Raw genomic sequence first — 15,114 nt, 5'->3', positions numbered from 1 at the left:
ACGCGGCCGTTCGGGCCCCGGCAGGCGGCGAAACGCACCGCCTCGTCACTCACCCGTACAGAGCAATCACGGACCGTTGTCCCCTTGTCCCCGTTGGCCCGTGCCCCATTCGGAGTTGCGTCCGCACGAGGGACATGGGGCAGTGGAGTCGTGTCCTGCCGGATCTCACCCTCAGGAGGAGACATGGACACGAGGAACAACGGCCGGCCGGCCGACAAGCTGAACGTCGTCTTCACCGTCCGAGTGATCGAGGGCGGCGAGGAGGGCTTCCTGGATCTGTACGACCAGCTCCGCAAGTCCGTCGCCCGGACCCCCGGTCACATCGTCGAGAGGCTGGGAGCACCCGTGGACGACTCCCGGCAGTGGGTCATCACCAGCGAGTGGCAGACGGCCGAGGACTTCTTCGCCTGGCAGCAGAGCGCGGAGCACCGCGCACTGGTGGCTCCGCTGCGCGAGTGGGTCGACTCGACACAGTCGCTGCGGTTCCGGGTCGTCAAGGAGACCACGGGGGTGACGTCATGACGCGCACCGCCAACGGCCCCGTCGCCGTACTCGGGCTCGGCACGATGGGCACCGGCCTGGCCACCCGCCTCCTCGACCGGGGAATACAGGTCCGGGTCTGGAACCGTACCGCGGAGCGGGCCGAACCGCTTGCCGAGGCAGGCGCCTTCGTCGCCGCACACCCCGCCGACGCCGTCGCGGGCACGAGCGCCGCCATCTGCGTCGTCGCCGACGGCGAAGCCCTCGGCTCCATGCTGCACGGACCCGACGGCGTCCTGTCCAAGGGCCCGTACCCCGGCGTCCTCGTCTGCGCCAGCACCGTCTCCCCCGATGAGGTCCTCCAGATCGCCGGGGACATCCCCTCGGTCGTGGACGTCGGCATGCTCGGCAACCGGGACCATGCCCGTGACGGCGAGCTCCGGCTCTTCGTCGGCGGCGAGGAGCAGACGTTCGACGCCTGCCGCCCGCTGCTGGAGGCACTGGGCAAGGAGGTCGTCCATCTGGGCGCACTCGGTTCCGGCATGCGGATGAAACTGTGCCTCAACCTCCTGATGGGCATCGAGGTGCAGGCCCTGGCCGAGGTCACCGAACTGGCGACCGCCTGCGGCCTGGACCGGCAGTTGATCCTCAAGACCATCGCGGGCAGCGGTTTCGCCTCCCCGGTCATGGCGTTCAAGTCGAGGCGCCTGGGTTCCGGCCGCTTCGAGGAGCCGGACTTCCGGCTGCGGCTGATGGCGAAAGACCTCATGCTCGCTACCAAGCAGGCGGCGGCAGTCGGCCTGAGTCTGCCGCTGGCGAGCGCCGCGGCGGAGACCCACGTCCACGCCATCGAGCAGGGACTGGGCGACCAGGACTGTGCCGCGGTCACCCGCGCACTGACACCGAAACCGGGTAGCGACACGTGATCATCGACATCCACGGGCATCTCTCCCCGCCGGAGGCGGCCAAACGCTTCCCCATGCCCCCGAGCCTGACCGACGTCGACGGCATGCTCGCCGCTCGCGCCGAGGCCGGCATCGACCTCACCATCATCGGCAGCCCCGTCGGCGCCGGAGCGATGGCGCGGGTACCGGGCGTGGACAACTACGCGCAACCACGGGACCGGCTGCGCGGCTTCCACGCCTGGATGTCGGGGCTGATCGCCAGGTTCCCCGACCAGTTGCGCGGCTATGTGTACGCCAACCCGTTCGGGGACGACGATCACCTCGACGGGGTGCGGGAGACCCTGAAGGACCCGGCCTTCGTCGGCCTGATCACCACGTCCAGCGTGCACGGGGAGCTGCTCGGCTCCCCGCGCGCCGACTCCTTCTTCGCGTTGGCCGCGGAGGCGGGGGTGCCGGTCCTGGTACACGCCCCGGCCGAACCGGTCGGCACGGAACGGGTCGCCGAGATGGGCTTCGTCGAGCAGATCGGCCGGTTCGGCGACGTCACCATGGGCATGGCCATGATCGCCTTCGCGGGGTGGCTGGACAAGTACCCGGATCTACGGCTGATCGGCGCGACCGGCGGCGGCGCGATGGCGCTGCTGTCGGAGCGCCTGCAGACGGCGGCGCGCCCCCGGCACTGGGCCGGGGGCGCGCCCCCCTCCGGCCGGCCCGAGGCGGCCTCGGACCCGTCGGCGGCCCGGACACCGGCCGTCGACCCGGCCGCCGCGCTGCGGCGCATGTACGTCGACACGAGCCCGTTCAGTTCGGCGCATCTGAGCCTGAACGCGGAGGTGCTGGGCCCCGAGCGGATGCTGTTCGGTACCGACTCACCACCGTTGGCCGTGCCGCTGGAGGAGCAGATCCGCATGATCGAGAAGCTGCCGGTCGACCGGGCGTCGCAGCAGCTCGTCCTCGGTGGCAACGCCGAGGCAGTCTTCGACCTCAGGAGTCGTCCGTGACCACCACGCAAGAGGCCGTCACCGCGGCCGAACGCTGCACCCCGGAGTTCCGGCGGGACCCTCACACGGTCTACGCCCGTCTCCGCGACGCGGCCCCGGTCTGCCCCATGAGACCGCCGCACGGCAACGAGACGTACCTGATCACCCGGTACGAGGACGCCCGGGCCGCGCTGGCGGATCCGCGGTTGAGCAAGGACATGTACGGGGCCATGGACGCCTACCGGAGGATCTTCGGTGACTCGTCCGTCGCGCTGGACGACAACATGCTCAACTCCGACGGGCCCAAGCACACGCGGCTGCGCAGGCTGGTCAACTCCGCGTTCACCCCACGGCGGGTGGAGGCTCTGCGGCCGAAGATCCAGGACATCGTCCGGGGCCTGCTCGACGAGTGCCCGAGCCGGGAACCCTTCGACCTGCTGCCGGTCTTCGCGTTCCCGCTACCGATCATCGTGACCTGCGATCTGCTCGGTGTACCGCCCCAGGAGCGGTCGCGGATGCAGAACCTGTCCACCACGGTGGCTCAGAGCGGCTTCAGCGAGGAGGCCAGGCGGGTCCGGCAGCAGGCGGAGGAGGATCTGCACGCGTACTTCTCGGATCTCGTCGCCGCCAAGCGGAGGCGTCCGGGTGACGATCTCCTGAGCGCGCTCACCGCGGTCCGGGACGACGACGGCGGGCTGACCGAGAGCGAGCTGGTCTCCACGGCGTTCCTGCTGATGTTCGCGGGTCACAAGACGACCGCGTACCTGATCGGCAACGCCGTGCACCACCTCCTGTCCCACCCCGAACAGCTGCGCGCCGTGCGGGAGAACGGGGAGCTGATGCGTGCCGCGGTCGAGGAACTGGTGCGCTACGACGGCTCCGTGGAGAGCTCGACGTTCCGTTACGCGACCGAGGACGTGGAGTACAGCGGGACCCGGATTCCCAAGGGCGCCCTGGTCCAGGTCGCGATCAGTTCGGCCAACCGTGATCCGCTGAAGTTCGACGCCCCGGACGAGTTGAATGTGATGCGTCCGGGCAACGCACAGGACGCGCATCTCGGGTTCGGGCACGGCGGCCACTACTGCCTGGGAGCCCCGCTGGCCCGGCTGGAGATGCAGCTGGCCCTCACCATCCTGTTCGACCGGTTCCCGAGGATGGCTCTGGCCGACCCCCGCGCCGAGACGCGGTGGCTGGAGGTTCCCTTCCCGGCCTTCCGCGGCCTCGCGGAGCTTCCGGTCGTGCTCGACCCTGCCGGGTGACCGACGCACCAACAGCAGACGCAACGAGGGCCACGACCGTCAGGTCGGGGCCCTCTGTTCCGTACCGTTACTGCGAGTGATATCGGGAATCAGGCCGCGACGAGCTCCTGCTCGCGGTCCGGGGTCTTGACCTCGGGCTTCTTGTTCGGCAGGGAGAGCCGGAAGACCTTGTGCCACGCGGAGAACACCTGCTTGGGCAGCGGCCCGGTGACGTACTCCAGCTCGTACTTCTCGAACAGTGCGCGCACCTTCACCGCGACCTCGGCGTACCGGTTGCTCGGCAGGTCCGGGAACAGGTGGTGCTCGATCTGGTGCGAGAGGTTCCCGGTCATGAAGTGCATGGCCTTGCTGCCGCTGATGTTCGCCGAGCCCATCATCTGGCGCAGGTACCACTGGCCGCGCGTCTCGCCCTTGATCGACCGGCGCTCGAAGACCTGCACGCCCTCGGGGAAGTGGCCGCACATGATCACCGAGTGGGACCAGATGTTGCGGACCAGGTTCGCGGTGAACGTGGCGGCGAGCGTGGGGAGGAACGACGGGCCCGACAGCAGCGGGTGGATCACGTAGTCCTTGAGGACCTGCTTGCGGATCTTGCGGCCCACGGCCTTGGCCCGCGCGCGGAACTCCGGGTTCTTGCGGCGGCGCTTGTGCAGGTTCTTGCCGAGTTCCAGGTCGTACGCCGCGATGCCGTACTCGAAGAAGCAGGCGTTGATGAAGTTCCACAGCGGCTGGCCGAGGTGGAACGGGTGCCACTTCTGGTCCTCGTCGACGCGCATGATGCCGTAGCCGAGGTCGTTGTCCTTGCCGATCACGTTGGTGTACGTGTGGTGCAGCTCGTTGTGGGAGTGCTTCCACTGGTCGGCCGGCGAGACGTGATCCCACTCCCAGGTGGTGGAGTGGATCTTCGGGTCCCGCATCCAGTCCCACTGGCCGTGCAGGATGTTGTGGCCGATCTCCATGTTGTCCATGATCTTCGCCACGGACAGGCCGGCGGTGCCGATCAGCCACGCGGGCGGGAAGATCGAGAACAGCAGCACGCCCCGGCTGGCCAGTTCGAGCTTACGCTGCGCCGAGATGACCTTGCGGATGTAGGCGGCGTCCTTCTCTCCACGGCTGGCGATCACCTCGTCGCGGATCGCGTCCAGCTCGCGGCCGAGCTCCTCGATCTGCTCCGCGGTCAGGTGGGCGGTGGGGTCGATGGCGGTCAAGGTGTTCCTACCGTTCGATGTCGCAGGAGCCCGCCGCGGCGGACACGCAGGTCTGGATGAGGACGCCGGGCTCGGCCTCGGTGATCTCGCCGGTGCGCAGGTCGCGGACGGCGCCCGCCTTGAGCGGCGTGACGCAGCCGAAGCAGATCCCCATGCGGCACCCGGAGGGCATGAGCACGCCGGCCTCCTCGCCGATGTCCAGCAACGGCGTGGCGCCGTCCGCGTCGACGGTCCTGCCGGTGGCGCTGAACGTGACCTCACCGCCGCCGTCGCCGGGGACGACGATGCCGGGGCGGAAGCGTTCGGTGTGCAGGCGCTCTTGGACGCCGTGCTCGGTCCAGTGCTTTTCGGCGGCGTCGAGCAGGCCCGCGGGGCCGCAGGCCCAGGTCTCGCGCTCGGCCCAGTCGGGCACGAGTTCGTCGAGACGGGCGATGTCGAGCATGCCGTCCGTGTCGGTGTGCACCTCGGTGAGCCGCAGCTTCTCGTCCGCGACCAGGTCGTGCAGTTCACTGCGGAAGATCACGTCGTGCGGCTGTGGCGCGCAGTGGACCATGACGACGTCGTCGAACTCGGTGTCGCGCAGCATGCCCATCACGGGCGTGATGCCGCTGCCGGCCGTCAGGTAGAGCACCTTGGCGGGCTTGGCCTGGGGCAGCACGAAGTCACCGGTCGCCTGGTCGAGCTGGATCAGCGTCCCCGGAGTCGCCCTGCGGACCAGGTGGTTGCTGACCTTGCCGTCCGGGATCGCCTTCACGGTGATCGTGACGCGGCCGTCCTGGCGGTTCGTCGGCGAGGTGATGGAGTAGGCACGCCACAGGCGCACCCCGTCGACGTCGACCCCGATCCGCACGTACTGACCGGCTGTGTGGCCGCGCCAGCCCCGTCCCGGTCTGATCACGATGGTCGCGGCGTCACCCGTCTCGGGATGCACGGCCTCGATGCGCCCCCGCAGGTCAGCGCCCGCACGCAGCGGGCTGACCAGGTCGAGGTAGTCAGACGGCAGCAGCGGCGTCGTGACCATCTCCAGCAGTTTCCACGCCCTGCTGCGGAGGGCTGTACTCGTCATGGCTCCAGCTTGCTGTGCCTCAGGGCGTAAGGTCCTAACCGCAGGACGTAAATCTGGACGGCAGAATTGTTCGCAGGGAATAAAACGTGAACCATGTGATCCGGAGGGCCAGCGAACTGGCCCTGGACGAGACGACGGTCACCGTACTTCGGGCTGGGCTGAAGGCCACCGCCGACGAGGTCGTCCAGGCGATCATCGACGAGGTCCCTCCCTACACCAACGCCCTTACGGGCCACATGGGCGCCACCATCCGCCGAGCCGTCCGCACCGCCCTGGGGCACTATCTGGACCTCGCGAGCGGGAACGCCACGGGCGGCGACGGCGGTGACGCCGCCTACGAGCTGGGCCGCGGCGAGGTCCGCGACGGCCGTTCGATGGACGCCCTGCTCAGCGCCTACCGCGTCGGTGCCCGCGTGGCCTGGCGATGCCTGGCAGCGGGGGCCGTACCCGCAGGTCTGCCCGCCGCCGAGGTCGCCAAGTTCGCCGAGCTGACCTTCGCCTACATCGACGAGCTCTCCGCCGCGAGCGCCGCGGGCCACGCCGACGAACTGGCCGCCCGGGGCAGGGATCACGAGCGTCACCTGGAGCACCTGGCCCGCGACCTCCTCGCCGGAGCGAGCCCGGACGTGCTGTTGGTCTCTGCCCAACGGGCCGGGTGGCAGCCTCCGGTTTCGCTGACCGCGGTCCTGCTGCCCGCCGCCCAGGCCCGGCCTGCCTACCGCGCGTTCGACCCGAGCACCCTCGTCCTCGACGATCTGCCGGACGCCACCGGTGTGCTGCTCGTCCCCGATGCCGACCGGTCACATCTCCTGCGGCAGCTGACCGACCGCACCGCCGTGGTCGGCCCGGCCCGGCCATGGACACGTGCGTCCGCCTCGTACGCACGAGCCGTACGCGCGCGCTCCCTCTCCTGTGATGTTCGCGATACCGAGGACCACCTGCCCGAGCTGGTGCTGAGCGCCGACGCCAACGCGTTCGCGGACCTGCGTGCCCGAGCCCTCGCACCATTGCGGACCTTGCCCGTCGCGACCGCACGGCGGCTGGAGGAGACGTTGCGGGAGTGGCTGCTGCACCAGGGCAGGCGGGACGAGGTGGCGGCGGCGCTGTTCGTCCATCCCCAGACAGTCCGGTACCGGATGTCGCAGCTGCGGGAGCTGTTTCCGGATCTCACATCGCCACACCGGGTCCTTGAACTGACACTGGCGGTCGGTCTCCGGGTCAGCTGACGCGTACTCCGACCGTCCACGACCGCATCCATGAGCGGTCCAGGAATCGTGCCTCGTTCTCGGTGCCATCAGCTGGCTCATGCTGCCTGGATGCCGGTGGACGATGCGCACCGGCCCGCTCGTCGACGCACTCATCGAACATCCGGTCGGCGATCTGGGTCGCGGCCGCTCACGCCGGGGACCACCATGGTTCTGCGGCGGCCCCGTGCCTCTCTTCCGCCAGGTCAACCGGACGACCGACCGGGCCGGCCTGGCACACATGGGGATAGAGTGACGGAACGTGAGGTCAGGAGGAGCTTCCATGACGAAGCGGGTTCACCGACCCCGTGAGGACGCGGAGTTCAACTTCATCCTCGGGATGAGCGAGGTTCCGGTTCTCGCATACTTCACCGGGACATGGCCCAAGGCAATCGAGCCCTGCCGGATGATGGACCTCGTCGTGGGTGGCATCGCCGACGACTACACGGGCCGCCTGACGGCCGTCCGCGCCGACATCACCCGTTGTCCGGCCGCAACCGAGCGATACGGGATCACCGGAGTCCCGTCCTACGTCCTGCTGAAGGAGGGGGAGACGGTGGCGCACGGCACGGGGCCCATGACCATCGCCGAGGTACGGAAGTTCCTGGACGGCCACCTCTGAGCGGCGGCTGCGGCACATGGCCGCGACGTCCGTCACGTCTCGTCCATGGGAGCTGCGCCGCCTGAGACGCCTTGGGGCTGAGACACCCGCTGACGAGCACGCCGCGCTCGCGGACCACCCACCAGCCGGGGCTCGCTGAGCAGTTGGCCCTCTGACCACGCCGCCATCGTCGCTGTCGGACACGCACAGAGTCGACCTGGGGGCTTCGCGGTGATCGGACTGAAGATCCCGGATGTTCACTGGGACGACGAGAAGGCAGTGCAGCTGCTGGTCGAGTACGACGAACACCCGCCCCAGCCAGTGGCCGGAAACGGGTGCCGATGTCCTCTGCCCCGAAATATGACGCCGTGGGGCAATCTGTGTCCGAGGGGGGACTTGAACCCCCACGCCCGATAAAGGGCACTAGCACCTCAAGCTAGCGCGTCTGCCATTCCGCCACCCGGACTAGGTGTCTGCCGCCTGACCGGGGGTGTTCCCCGCGGCGACATGGACAACAATACCAAGCTTTCGGAGTGCCATTCACCTGCGTTTCCGTCGGCATATCCGCAGGTGGGCGGCGCCTCACCGTGTGTGCCCGGTCCGCTACCGCACAGGCGGCCGGCCCACCTCCCGGGGCCGGCCCCCTGCTCGCAGGCGGTCCGGGCGCGCGCCCGGACCGCCGCCTGTGCGCGCCGCCGTCACGGCATGAGCTGGTACTCCGGGAAGTTCCCCGGCAGCCGCTCCCCCGCCGGCCCGTTGGTCACCGCCCGCACCAGCAGCTCCCCGCCGACGAAGGCGCCCCGCCAGGACGCGCCGAAGCCGCCGAAGAGCTCGTCGCGGTCGCCGCGGGAGCGTGGCTTGCCGTGGCCGACCTTGAAGGCGCGGATCTGCGGGGCAAGCCGCGCGAAGGTGGCCTCGTCGTCGGTGGAGAGGGTGGCGACCAGCGCGCCGTTGGACGCGTTCATGGCGGCCAGCAGCTCGGCCTCGGTGTCGACCAGGACGATCGTGTCGACCGGGCCGAAGGGTTCCGCGTGGTGGAGCGGGGAGGACGGGGGCGGGTTGAGGAGGGTGACCGGGTGGACGTACGACGACGTGTCCTGGCCGGGCAGGAAGCGGGCGTCGGACACGCTGCCGCGGTGCAGCGGGACGGCGCCGCGGTCGACGGCCTCGGCCACCTGGTCGGTCAGGTCCTTGGCCTTGGCCGCGTTGATCACCGGCCCGAAGTCCAGTTCGGGGAGCGGATCGGCGGGGTCGGCGACCGAGAGGGGGTGGCCGATCCGGAGCCGGCGCACCGCCGGCAGGTACGCCGTGAGGAACTCGTCGAACAGCTCGCGCTGGACGACGAAGCGCGGATAGGCGGTGCAGCGCTGTTTGCCGTAGTCGAAGAGCTTGGGAACGACGGCGGTGAACGCCTCCCATTCGGTGAAGTTCCAGATGCCCCAGGTGTTGAGTCCCTCCTGTTCGAGTACGTGCCGCTTGCCGAGGTCGGTGACGGCCATGGCCACCGCGGCCCCCGTGTCCCGGCCGCCGACGAAGGAGACGCAGCCGATCTCGGGCGCCCGCACCAGCGCCTCCGACAGCTCGCCCCCGCTGCCGCTGAGCAGCGTCACCGGCAGGCCCTCGCGGGCGGCCAGCGCGCAGGCCAGGGTGAGACAGGCGACTCCGCCGTCGGTCGGGGTCTTCGCCACCACCGCGTTGCCGGCCAGAGCCTGGACCAGTACCGCGTGAACGAGCACGCTCATCGGGTAGTTCCAGCTGGCGATGTTGGACACCGGCCCGTCCAGCGGGGCCCGCCCGGCGAGCATCGGCCCGATGCCGTCGACGTACCAGCGCACCCCGTCGATCGCCCGGTCCACGTCCGCCTGGGCGAGCCGCCAGGGCTTGCCGATCTCCCAGACGAGCAGCAGGGCGAGGAGTTCGCGGTGTTCGGTGAGGGCGTCCAGGGTGGCGGCGACCCTGGCCCGGCGTTCCTCCAGCGGGATGTACCGCCAGGCGCGGTGCTGGTCGAGGCAGGCGCGGACGGCCCGGCGCGCGGTGTCCCGGTCCAGGCGCGGGGCGCCGGCGATCGGGCCGCCGTCGACGGGGCTGCTCGCGGGGAGCGGGCGGCCGTCGGGCCGCCAGGTGCCCGCCCAGAGGTTGAGGACCCGGTCGTCCCGGAAGGCCTCGGGGGCGAGGTCGAGACAGCGCGCCCAGGCGTCGTCCCAGCCGGTGCCGGGCTTGCGGACGAGGTCCATGGTCAGCCCCCCGTTTCCAGGAGTTCGAGCACCAGCCGGGCGGTCTCGGTCGGTGTGCTCCCCACCCGCACCCCGACCGCCTCCAGCGCCTCCTGCTTGGCCCGTGCGGTGCCGGCCGAGCCGGAGACGATGGCGCCCGCGTGGCCCATGGTGCGGCCCTCGGGCGCGGTGAACCCGGCGATGTAGCCGACGACCGGCTTGGTCACGTGCTCCCGGATGTAGGCGGCGGCCCGTTCCTCCGCGTCGCCGCCGATCTCCCCGATGAGGACGACGAGTTCGGTGTCGGGGTCCTCCTGGAAGGCCGCCAGGCAGTCGATGTGGCTCGTCCCGACGACCGGGTCGCCGCCGATGCCCACACAGGTGGAGAAGCCGATGTCCCGCAGCTCGTACATGAGTTGGTAGGTCAGCGTGCCGGACTTGGAGACGAGTCCGATCCGGCCGGGCTTGGTGATGTCGGCCGGGATGATGCCCGCGTTGGACTGGCCGGGGGTGATCAGCCCGGGGCAGTTGGGCCCGATGATCCGGGTGCCGCTCCGCCGGGCGTACGACGTGAAGGCCACCGAGTCGTGCACCGGGATGCCCTCGGTGATCACGACGGCGAGGCCGATGCCGGCGTCGGCGGCCTCCAGCACCGCCGCCTTGGCGAAGGCGGGCGGCACGAAGACGACGGTGACGTCGGCGCCGGTCGCGGCCATGCCCTCGGCGACCGTGCCGAAGACCGGGACGGCACTGGGGGCACCTCCCAGGCCCTTGAGGCACTGGGGGACGTCGAAGTCGACGCTCTGCCCGGCCTTGCGCGGGTTGACCCCGCCGACGACGTCGGTCCCGGCCGCCAGCATCCGCCGGGTGTGCTTCATGCCCTCGCCGCCGGTCATGCCCTGGACGAGGACCTTGCTCTCCTTGGTGAGATAGATCGCCATGTCCCGGCTCCTCAGGCGGTGTGGGCGAGTTCGGCGGCGCGGCGGGCGGCGCCGTCCATGGTGGTGGCCTGTTCGACCAGGGGGTGCGCGCGGCCGTCGAGGATCGTCCGGCCGCGGGCCGCGTTGTTGCCGTCGAGGCGGACCACCAGCGGCTTGGTCAACCGGACGGCCTCCAGCGCCTGGACGATGCCGTCGGCGACCGCGTCGCAGGCCGTGATCCCGCCGAAGACGTTGACGAAGACCGACTTCACCGAGGGGTCGGAGAGGATCACCGACAGCCCGTCGGCCATGATCCGGGCGGAGGCTCCGCCGCCGATGTCCAGGAAGTTGGCGGGCCGGGCTCCGCAGCCTGCGACCACGTCCAGGGTGGACATCACCAGGCCCGCGCCGTTGCCGATGATGCCGACCTCGCCGTCGAGCTTGACGTAGTTGAGTCCCTTCGCGGCGGCCACCGCCTCCAGCGGGTCGTGGTGCTCGCCCTCCTCCGCACCCCAACGGGACTGCCGGAAGCGGGCGTTGTCGTCCAGGGTGACCTTGCCGTCGAGGGCCAGGATCCGGCCCTCTTCGGTGCGCACGAGCGGGTTCACCTCGACGAGCACCGCGTCCTCGCGGACCAGCACCTGCCAGAGCCGGACGAGGACGTCGACGGTCTGCGGCGGCAGTCCGGCGGCGTCGGCGATCTCCTGGGCCTTGGCGGAGGTCACGCCGACCGCGGGGTCGACGGGGACCCGGGCCACCGCCTCCGGCCGGGTCGCGGCCACCTCCTCGACCTCCATGCCGCCCTCGGCGGAGGCGATGGCGAGGAAGCCGCCGGCCGCCCGGTCGAGGACGTAGGAGACATAGAACTCGCTCTCGATGTCGACGGGTTGGGCCAGCATCACCTTGCCGACCGTGTGTCCCTTGATGTCCATGCCGAGAATCTGACGTGCCGTGAGTTCCGCCGCGGCCGGGTCGGCGGCGAGCTTCACGCCGCCCGCCTTGCCCCGGCCACCGGTCTTGACCTGCGCCTTCACGACGACCTTGCCGCCGAGTCGGCGGGCGATCTCGCGGGCCTCCTTGGGCGAGTCGGTGACCTCTGCCCTCGGCACCACGATGCCGTGTTCCTCGAAGAGTTCCCTTGCCTGGTGCTCGTACAGGTCCATTTCGGCTCCTGCCTTGAAAGTGCCGCACGCCCCCTGGACACCACCCACCGGATGCGGGATAACAAGGTTCATACAGTATTCGTCGACTGTATGCAATGTACCGCGAGAGCGTTCCAACCCCCTACGAAGGGACAGGACTTCGCCATGCCCGACGACACCCAGGACGTGATTTCCGGTGGTCATCTCGTTGCCAAGGCGCTGAAGGCCGAGGGGGTCGACCGCATCTACACCCTGTGCGGCGGCCACATCATCGACATCTACGACGGCTGCGTCGACGAGGGCATAGAAGTCGTCGACGTCCGCCACGAGCAGGTGGCCGCCCACGCCGCCGACGGCTACGCACGCATCACCGGCAAACCGGGCTGTGCGGTCGTCACCGCGGGGCCGGGTACGACCGACGCGGTCACCGGAGTCGCCAACGCCTTCCGCGCGGAGTCCCCGATGCTGCTGATCGGCGGCCAAGGGGCGCTCAGCCAGCACAAGATGGGGTCCCTGCAGGACCTGCCGCACGTCGACATGATGACGCCGATCACCAAGTTCGCCGCCGCCGTCCCGGACACCGCGCGCGCCGCCGACATGGTGTCGATGGCGTTCCGCGAGTGCTACCACGGCGCGCCGGGACCCTCCTTCCTGGAGATACCCCGCGACGTCCTCGACGCCAAGGTCCCGGTCGCAAAGGCCCGCATACCCAAGGCAGGCGCCTACCGGGCCTCGACCCGCTCGGCCGGCGTCCCCGAGGCGATCGAGAAGCTCGCCGACCTGCTCGTGCACGCCGAGAAGCCGGCCATCCTGCTCGGCAGCCAGGTCTGGACGACCCGCGGCACCGCGGACGCCATCGAGCTGGTCCGGACCCTCAACATCCCCGCGTACATGAACGGCGCCGGGCGCGGCACCCTGCCGCCCGGCGACCCGCACCACTTCCAGCTCTCCCGCCGGTACGCCTTCTCCAACGCCGACGTCATCGTGATCGTCGGCACCCCCTTCGACTTCCGCATGGGCTACGGCAAGCGGCTCTCCCCGGAAGCGACGGTCGTACAGATCGACCTCGATTACCGCACCGTCGGCAAGAACCGGGACATCGACCTCGGGATCGTCGGGGACGCGGGCCTGGTCCTGAAGTCCGTGACCGAGGCGGCCTCGGGTCGGGTGAACGGCGGGGCCTCCCGGCGCAAGGAGTGGCTGGACGAGCTGCGCGCCGCCGAACAGACCGCGCTGGAGAAGCGGTTGCCGAGCCTGCGGTCGGACGCCTCCCCCATCCACCCGTACCGCCTGGTCAGCGAGATCAACGACTTCCTCACCGAGGACTCGATCTACATCGGCGACGGCGGCGACATCGTCACCTTCTCCGGGCAGGTCGTGCAGCCCAAGTCGCCTGGCCACTGGATGGACCCGGGTCCGCTCGGCACCCTCGGCGTCGGCGTCCCCTTCGTGCTGGCCGCCAAGCAGGCCCGCCCCGACAAGGAGGTGGTCGCCCTCTTCGGCGACGGCGCCTTCTCGCTCACCGGCTGGGACTTCGAGACCCTGGTCCGCTACGACCTCCCGTTCGTCGGGATCGTCGGCAACAACTCCTCGATGAACCAGATCCGTTACGGCCAGGCCGCCAAGTACGGCAAGGAGCGCGAGCGGGTCGGCAATACCCTCGGCGACGTCCACTACGACAAGTTCGCCCAGATGCTGGGCGGTTACGGCGAGGAAGTCCGCGACCCCGCAGACATCGGCCCCGCGCTGCGCCGAGCCCGGGAGTCGGGCAAGCCGTCGCTGATCAACGTCTGGGTCGACCCGGACGCGTACGCCCCCGGAACCATGAACCAGACGATGTACAAGTGAGGTGGAACGCCCATGACCACCAAGGCACTTGAGGGCATTCGCGTCCTCGACATGACCCACGTCCAGTCCGGCCCCTCCGCCACCCAGCTGCTCGCCTGGCTCGGCGCGGACGTGGTCAAGCTGGAGGCGCCGTCCGGTGACATCACGCGCAAGCAGCTGCGCGACCTCCCGGACGTCGACTCCCTCTACTTCACGATGCTCAACTGCAACAAGCGGAGCATCACCCTCAACACCAAGACCGAGCGCGGCAAGGAACTCCTCACCGAGCTGATCCGGCGCTCGGACGTGATGGTGGAGAACTTCGGTCCCGGCGCGGTCGACCGGATGGGGTTCACCTGGGACCGCATCAAGGAGATCAACCCCCGGATCGTGTACGCCTCCATCAAGGGGTTCGGGGACGGCCCGTACACCAACTTCAAGGCGTACGAGGTCGTCGCCCAGGCGATGGGCGGGTCGATGTCGACCACCGGCTTCGAGGACGGCCCCCCGCTGGCCACGGGCGCACAGATCGGCGACTCGGGCACCGGAGTGCATACAGTAGCCGGAATACTGGCGGCACTCTTCCAGCGCGAGCACACCGGGCGCGGCCAGCGCGTCAACGTCGCCATGCAGCACGCCGTGCTCAACCTCTGCCGGGTGAAGCTCCGCGACCAGCAGCGGCTCGCCCACGGCCGGCTCGCCGAGTACCCGAACGAGGACTTCGGCGACGAGGTGCCCCGCTCCGGCAACGCCTCCGGCGGCGGCCAGCCCGGCTGGGCGGTCCAGTGCGCGCCGGGCGGCCCGAACGACTACGTGTACGTGATCGTGCAGCCGGTCGGCTGGCAGCCGATCACCCAGCTGATCGGCCGGCCGGAGCTCGCGGACGACCCCGAGTGGGCGACCCCGGAGTCCCGCCTGCCCAAGCTCGGCAAGATGTTCCAGCTGATCGAGGAATGGTCCTCGACGCTCCCCAAGTGGGAGGTCCTTGAGCAGCTCAACGCCCACAACATCCCGTGCGGGCCGATCCTCTCCACCAAGGAGATCATCGAGGACGAGTCGCTGGTCGCCAACGAGATGGTGGTGACCGTCCCGCACCCCGAGCGCGGCGAGTTCGTCACCGTCGGCAGCCCGCTCAAGCTCTCCGACTCCCCGGTCGACGTCACCAGTTCGCCGCTGCTCGGCGAGCACAACGAAGCGGTCTACATCGGCGAACTCGGTCTCGGCGACGAGGAGTTGCGCCTGCTCAAGTCGAACGGAGTGATCTGACGT

The 15,114-nt window shown here is 69.9% G+C and carries 13 protein-coding genes and 1 tRNA gene; 8 read left to right on the top strand and 6 right to left on the bottom strand.

Translation table 11 applies throughout. The features are described from left to right. Window positions 1-183 precede the first annotated feature (183 nt). Genes ACGF5O_RS23910 through ACGF5O_RS23895 form a run of 4 tightly spaced genes read left to right on the top strand, consistent with a single transcriptional unit; the run spans window position 184 to window position 3,624 of the window. On the top strand, window positions 184-522 hold the full coding sequence (locus tag ACGF5O_RS23910; protein ID WP_393811896.1) for an antibiotic biosynthesis monooxygenase family protein: 339 nt from the start codon (window positions 184-186) through the stop codon (window positions 520-522). Next, on the top strand, window positions 519-1,406 hold the full coding sequence (locus ACGF5O_RS23905) for an NAD(P)-dependent oxidoreductase (protein ID WP_393811895.1): 888 nt from the start codon (window positions 519-521) through the stop codon (window positions 1,404-1,406). Before ACGF5O_RS23910 ends, ACGF5O_RS23905 begins: the two co-directional genes overlap by 4 nt. Continuing rightward, window positions 1,403-2,386: an amidohydrolase family protein gene (locus ACGF5O_RS23900; RefSeq protein ID WP_393811894.1), complete on the top strand. Its 984-nt coding sequence runs from the start codon at window positions 1,403-1,405 to the stop codon at window positions 2,384-2,386. Before ACGF5O_RS23905 ends, ACGF5O_RS23900 begins: the two co-directional genes overlap by 4 nt. Next, window positions 2,383-3,624, top strand: coding sequence for a cytochrome P450 (locus ACGF5O_RS23895; RefSeq protein WP_393811893.1), 1,242 nt, complete (start codon window positions 2,383-2,385; stop codon window positions 3,622-3,624). The genes ACGF5O_RS23900 and ACGF5O_RS23895 overlap by 4 nt, the downstream gene beginning before the upstream one ends. 89 nt (window positions 3,625-3,713) lie before the next feature. Here the strand turns inward: ACGF5O_RS23895 and ACGF5O_RS23890 are convergent, their stop codons facing one another. Further along, window positions 3,714-4,832, bottom strand: a complete 1,119-nt coding sequence (locus ACGF5O_RS23890) for a fatty acid desaturase family protein (protein ID WP_393811892.1) — start codon at window positions 4,830-4,832, stop codon at window positions 3,714-3,716. Between the two features lie 7 nt (window positions 4,833-4,839). After that, a complete protein-coding gene (locus tag ACGF5O_RS23885; protein ID WP_393811891.1) occupies window positions 4,840-5,898 on the bottom strand; it encodes a ferredoxin reductase in 1,059 nt (352 codons plus the stop codon). A gap of 86 nt (window positions 5,899-5,984) precedes the next feature. Here ACGF5O_RS23885 and ACGF5O_RS23880 point away from each other — a divergent pair, with 86 nt between their 5' ends. Together ACGF5O_RS23880 and ACGF5O_RS23875 are read left to right on the top strand one after the other, a co-directional pair. Beyond that, window positions 5,985-7,124, top strand: a complete 1,140-nt coding sequence (locus ACGF5O_RS23880) for a PucR family transcriptional regulator (protein WP_393811890.1) — start codon at window positions 5,985-5,987, stop codon at window positions 7,122-7,124. Window positions 7,125-7,425: 301 nt separating this feature from the next. Continuing rightward, complete coding sequence (locus ACGF5O_RS23875; RefSeq protein WP_393811889.1) at window positions 7,426-7,764, top strand: thioredoxin family protein; 339 nt, start codon at window positions 7,426-7,428, stop codon at window positions 7,762-7,764. Window positions 7,765-8,124: 360 nt separating this feature from the next. On the opposite strand, the gene ACGF5O_RS23870 is transcribed toward ACGF5O_RS23875, so the two are convergent. The 4 genes from ACGF5O_RS23870 to sucC all read right to left on the bottom strand — a co-directional run bounded on the left by ACGF5O_RS23870 (window position 8,125) and on the right by sucC (window position 12,039). Next, window positions 8,125-8,209, bottom strand: a tRNA-Leu gene (locus ACGF5O_RS23870). 232 nt (window positions 8,210-8,441) lie between these two features. After that, a complete protein-coding gene (locus ACGF5O_RS23865) occupies window positions 8,442-9,977 on the bottom strand; it encodes an aldehyde dehydrogenase family protein (RefSeq protein WP_393811888.1) in 1,536 nt (511 codons plus the stop codon). Between the two features lie 2 nt (window positions 9,978-9,979). After that, the gene (gene sucD / locus ACGF5O_RS23860; protein ID WP_393811887.1) at window positions 9,980-10,897 is read right to left on the bottom strand and encodes a succinate--CoA ligase subunit alpha; all 918 of its coding nucleotides are present in this window, start codon (window positions 10,895-10,897) and stop codon (window positions 9,980-9,982) included. Window positions 10,898-10,908: 11 nt separating this feature from the next. Continuing rightward, the gene (gene sucC, locus ACGF5O_RS23855) at window positions 10,909-12,039 is read right to left on the bottom strand and encodes an ADP-forming succinate--CoA ligase subunit beta (protein ID WP_393811886.1); all 1,131 of its coding nucleotides are present in this window, start codon (window positions 12,037-12,039) and stop codon (window positions 10,909-10,911) included. Between the two features lie 144 nt (window positions 12,040-12,183). Here sucC and ACGF5O_RS23850 point away from each other — a divergent pair, with 144 nt between their 5' ends. Continuing rightward, a complete protein-coding gene (locus ACGF5O_RS23850; RefSeq protein ID WP_393811885.1) occupies window positions 12,184-13,866 on the top strand; it encodes a thiamine pyrophosphate-binding protein in 1,683 nt (560 codons plus the stop codon). A gap of 12 nt (window positions 13,867-13,878) precedes the next feature. Continuing rightward, the gene (frc, locus tag ACGF5O_RS23845) at window positions 13,879-15,111 is read left to right on the top strand and encodes a formyl-CoA transferase (RefSeq protein WP_362590531.1); all 1,233 of its coding nucleotides are present in this window, start codon (window positions 13,879-13,881) and stop codon (window positions 15,109-15,111) included. Window positions 15,112-15,114 lie beyond the last annotated feature (3 nt).

The organism is Streptomyces sp. NPDC048291 (assembly GCF_043201715.1).
Taxonomy (GTDB): domain Bacteria; phylum Actinomycetota; class Actinomycetes; order Streptomycetales; family Streptomycetaceae; genus Streptomyces.
This window is presented reverse-complemented; position numbering and strand designations above follow the sequence as displayed.

Bases quoted from the DNA above. Each gene is read 5' to 3' on its own strand.
- ACGF5O_RS23910 (WP_393811896.1), top strand. From the start codon at position 184: ATGGACACGAGGAACAACGGCCGGCCGGCCGACAAGCTGAACGTCGTC.
- ACGF5O_RS23905 (WP_393811895.1), top strand. From the start codon at position 519: ATGACGCGCACCGCCAACGGCCCCGTCGCCGTACTCGGGCTCGGCACG.
- ACGF5O_RS23885 (WP_393811891.1), bottom strand. From the start codon at position 5,898: ATGACGAGTACAGCCCTCCGCAGCAGGGCGTGGAAACTGCTGGAGATG.
- ACGF5O_RS23875 (WP_393811889.1), top strand. From the start codon at position 7,426: ATGACGAAGCGGGTTCACCGACCCCGTGAGGACGCGGAGTTCAACTTC.
- ACGF5O_RS23865 (WP_393811888.1), bottom strand. From the start codon at position 9,977: ATGGACCTCGTCCGCAAGCCCGGCACCGGCTGGGACGACGCCTGGGCG.
- sucD (WP_393811887.1), bottom strand. From the start codon at position 10,897: ATGGCGATCTATCTCACCAAGGAGAGCAAGGTCCTCGTCCAGGGCATG.
- sucC (WP_393811886.1), bottom strand. From the start codon at position 12,039: ATGGACCTGTACGAGCACCAGGCAAGGGAACTCTTCGAGGAACACGGC.
- ACGF5O_RS23850 (WP_393811885.1), top strand. From the start codon at position 12,184: ATGCCCGACGACACCCAGGACGTGATTTCCGGTGGTCATCTCGTTGCC.
- frc (WP_362590531.1), top strand. From the start codon at position 13,879: ATGACCACCAAGGCACTTGAGGGCATTCGCGTCCTCGACATGACCCAC.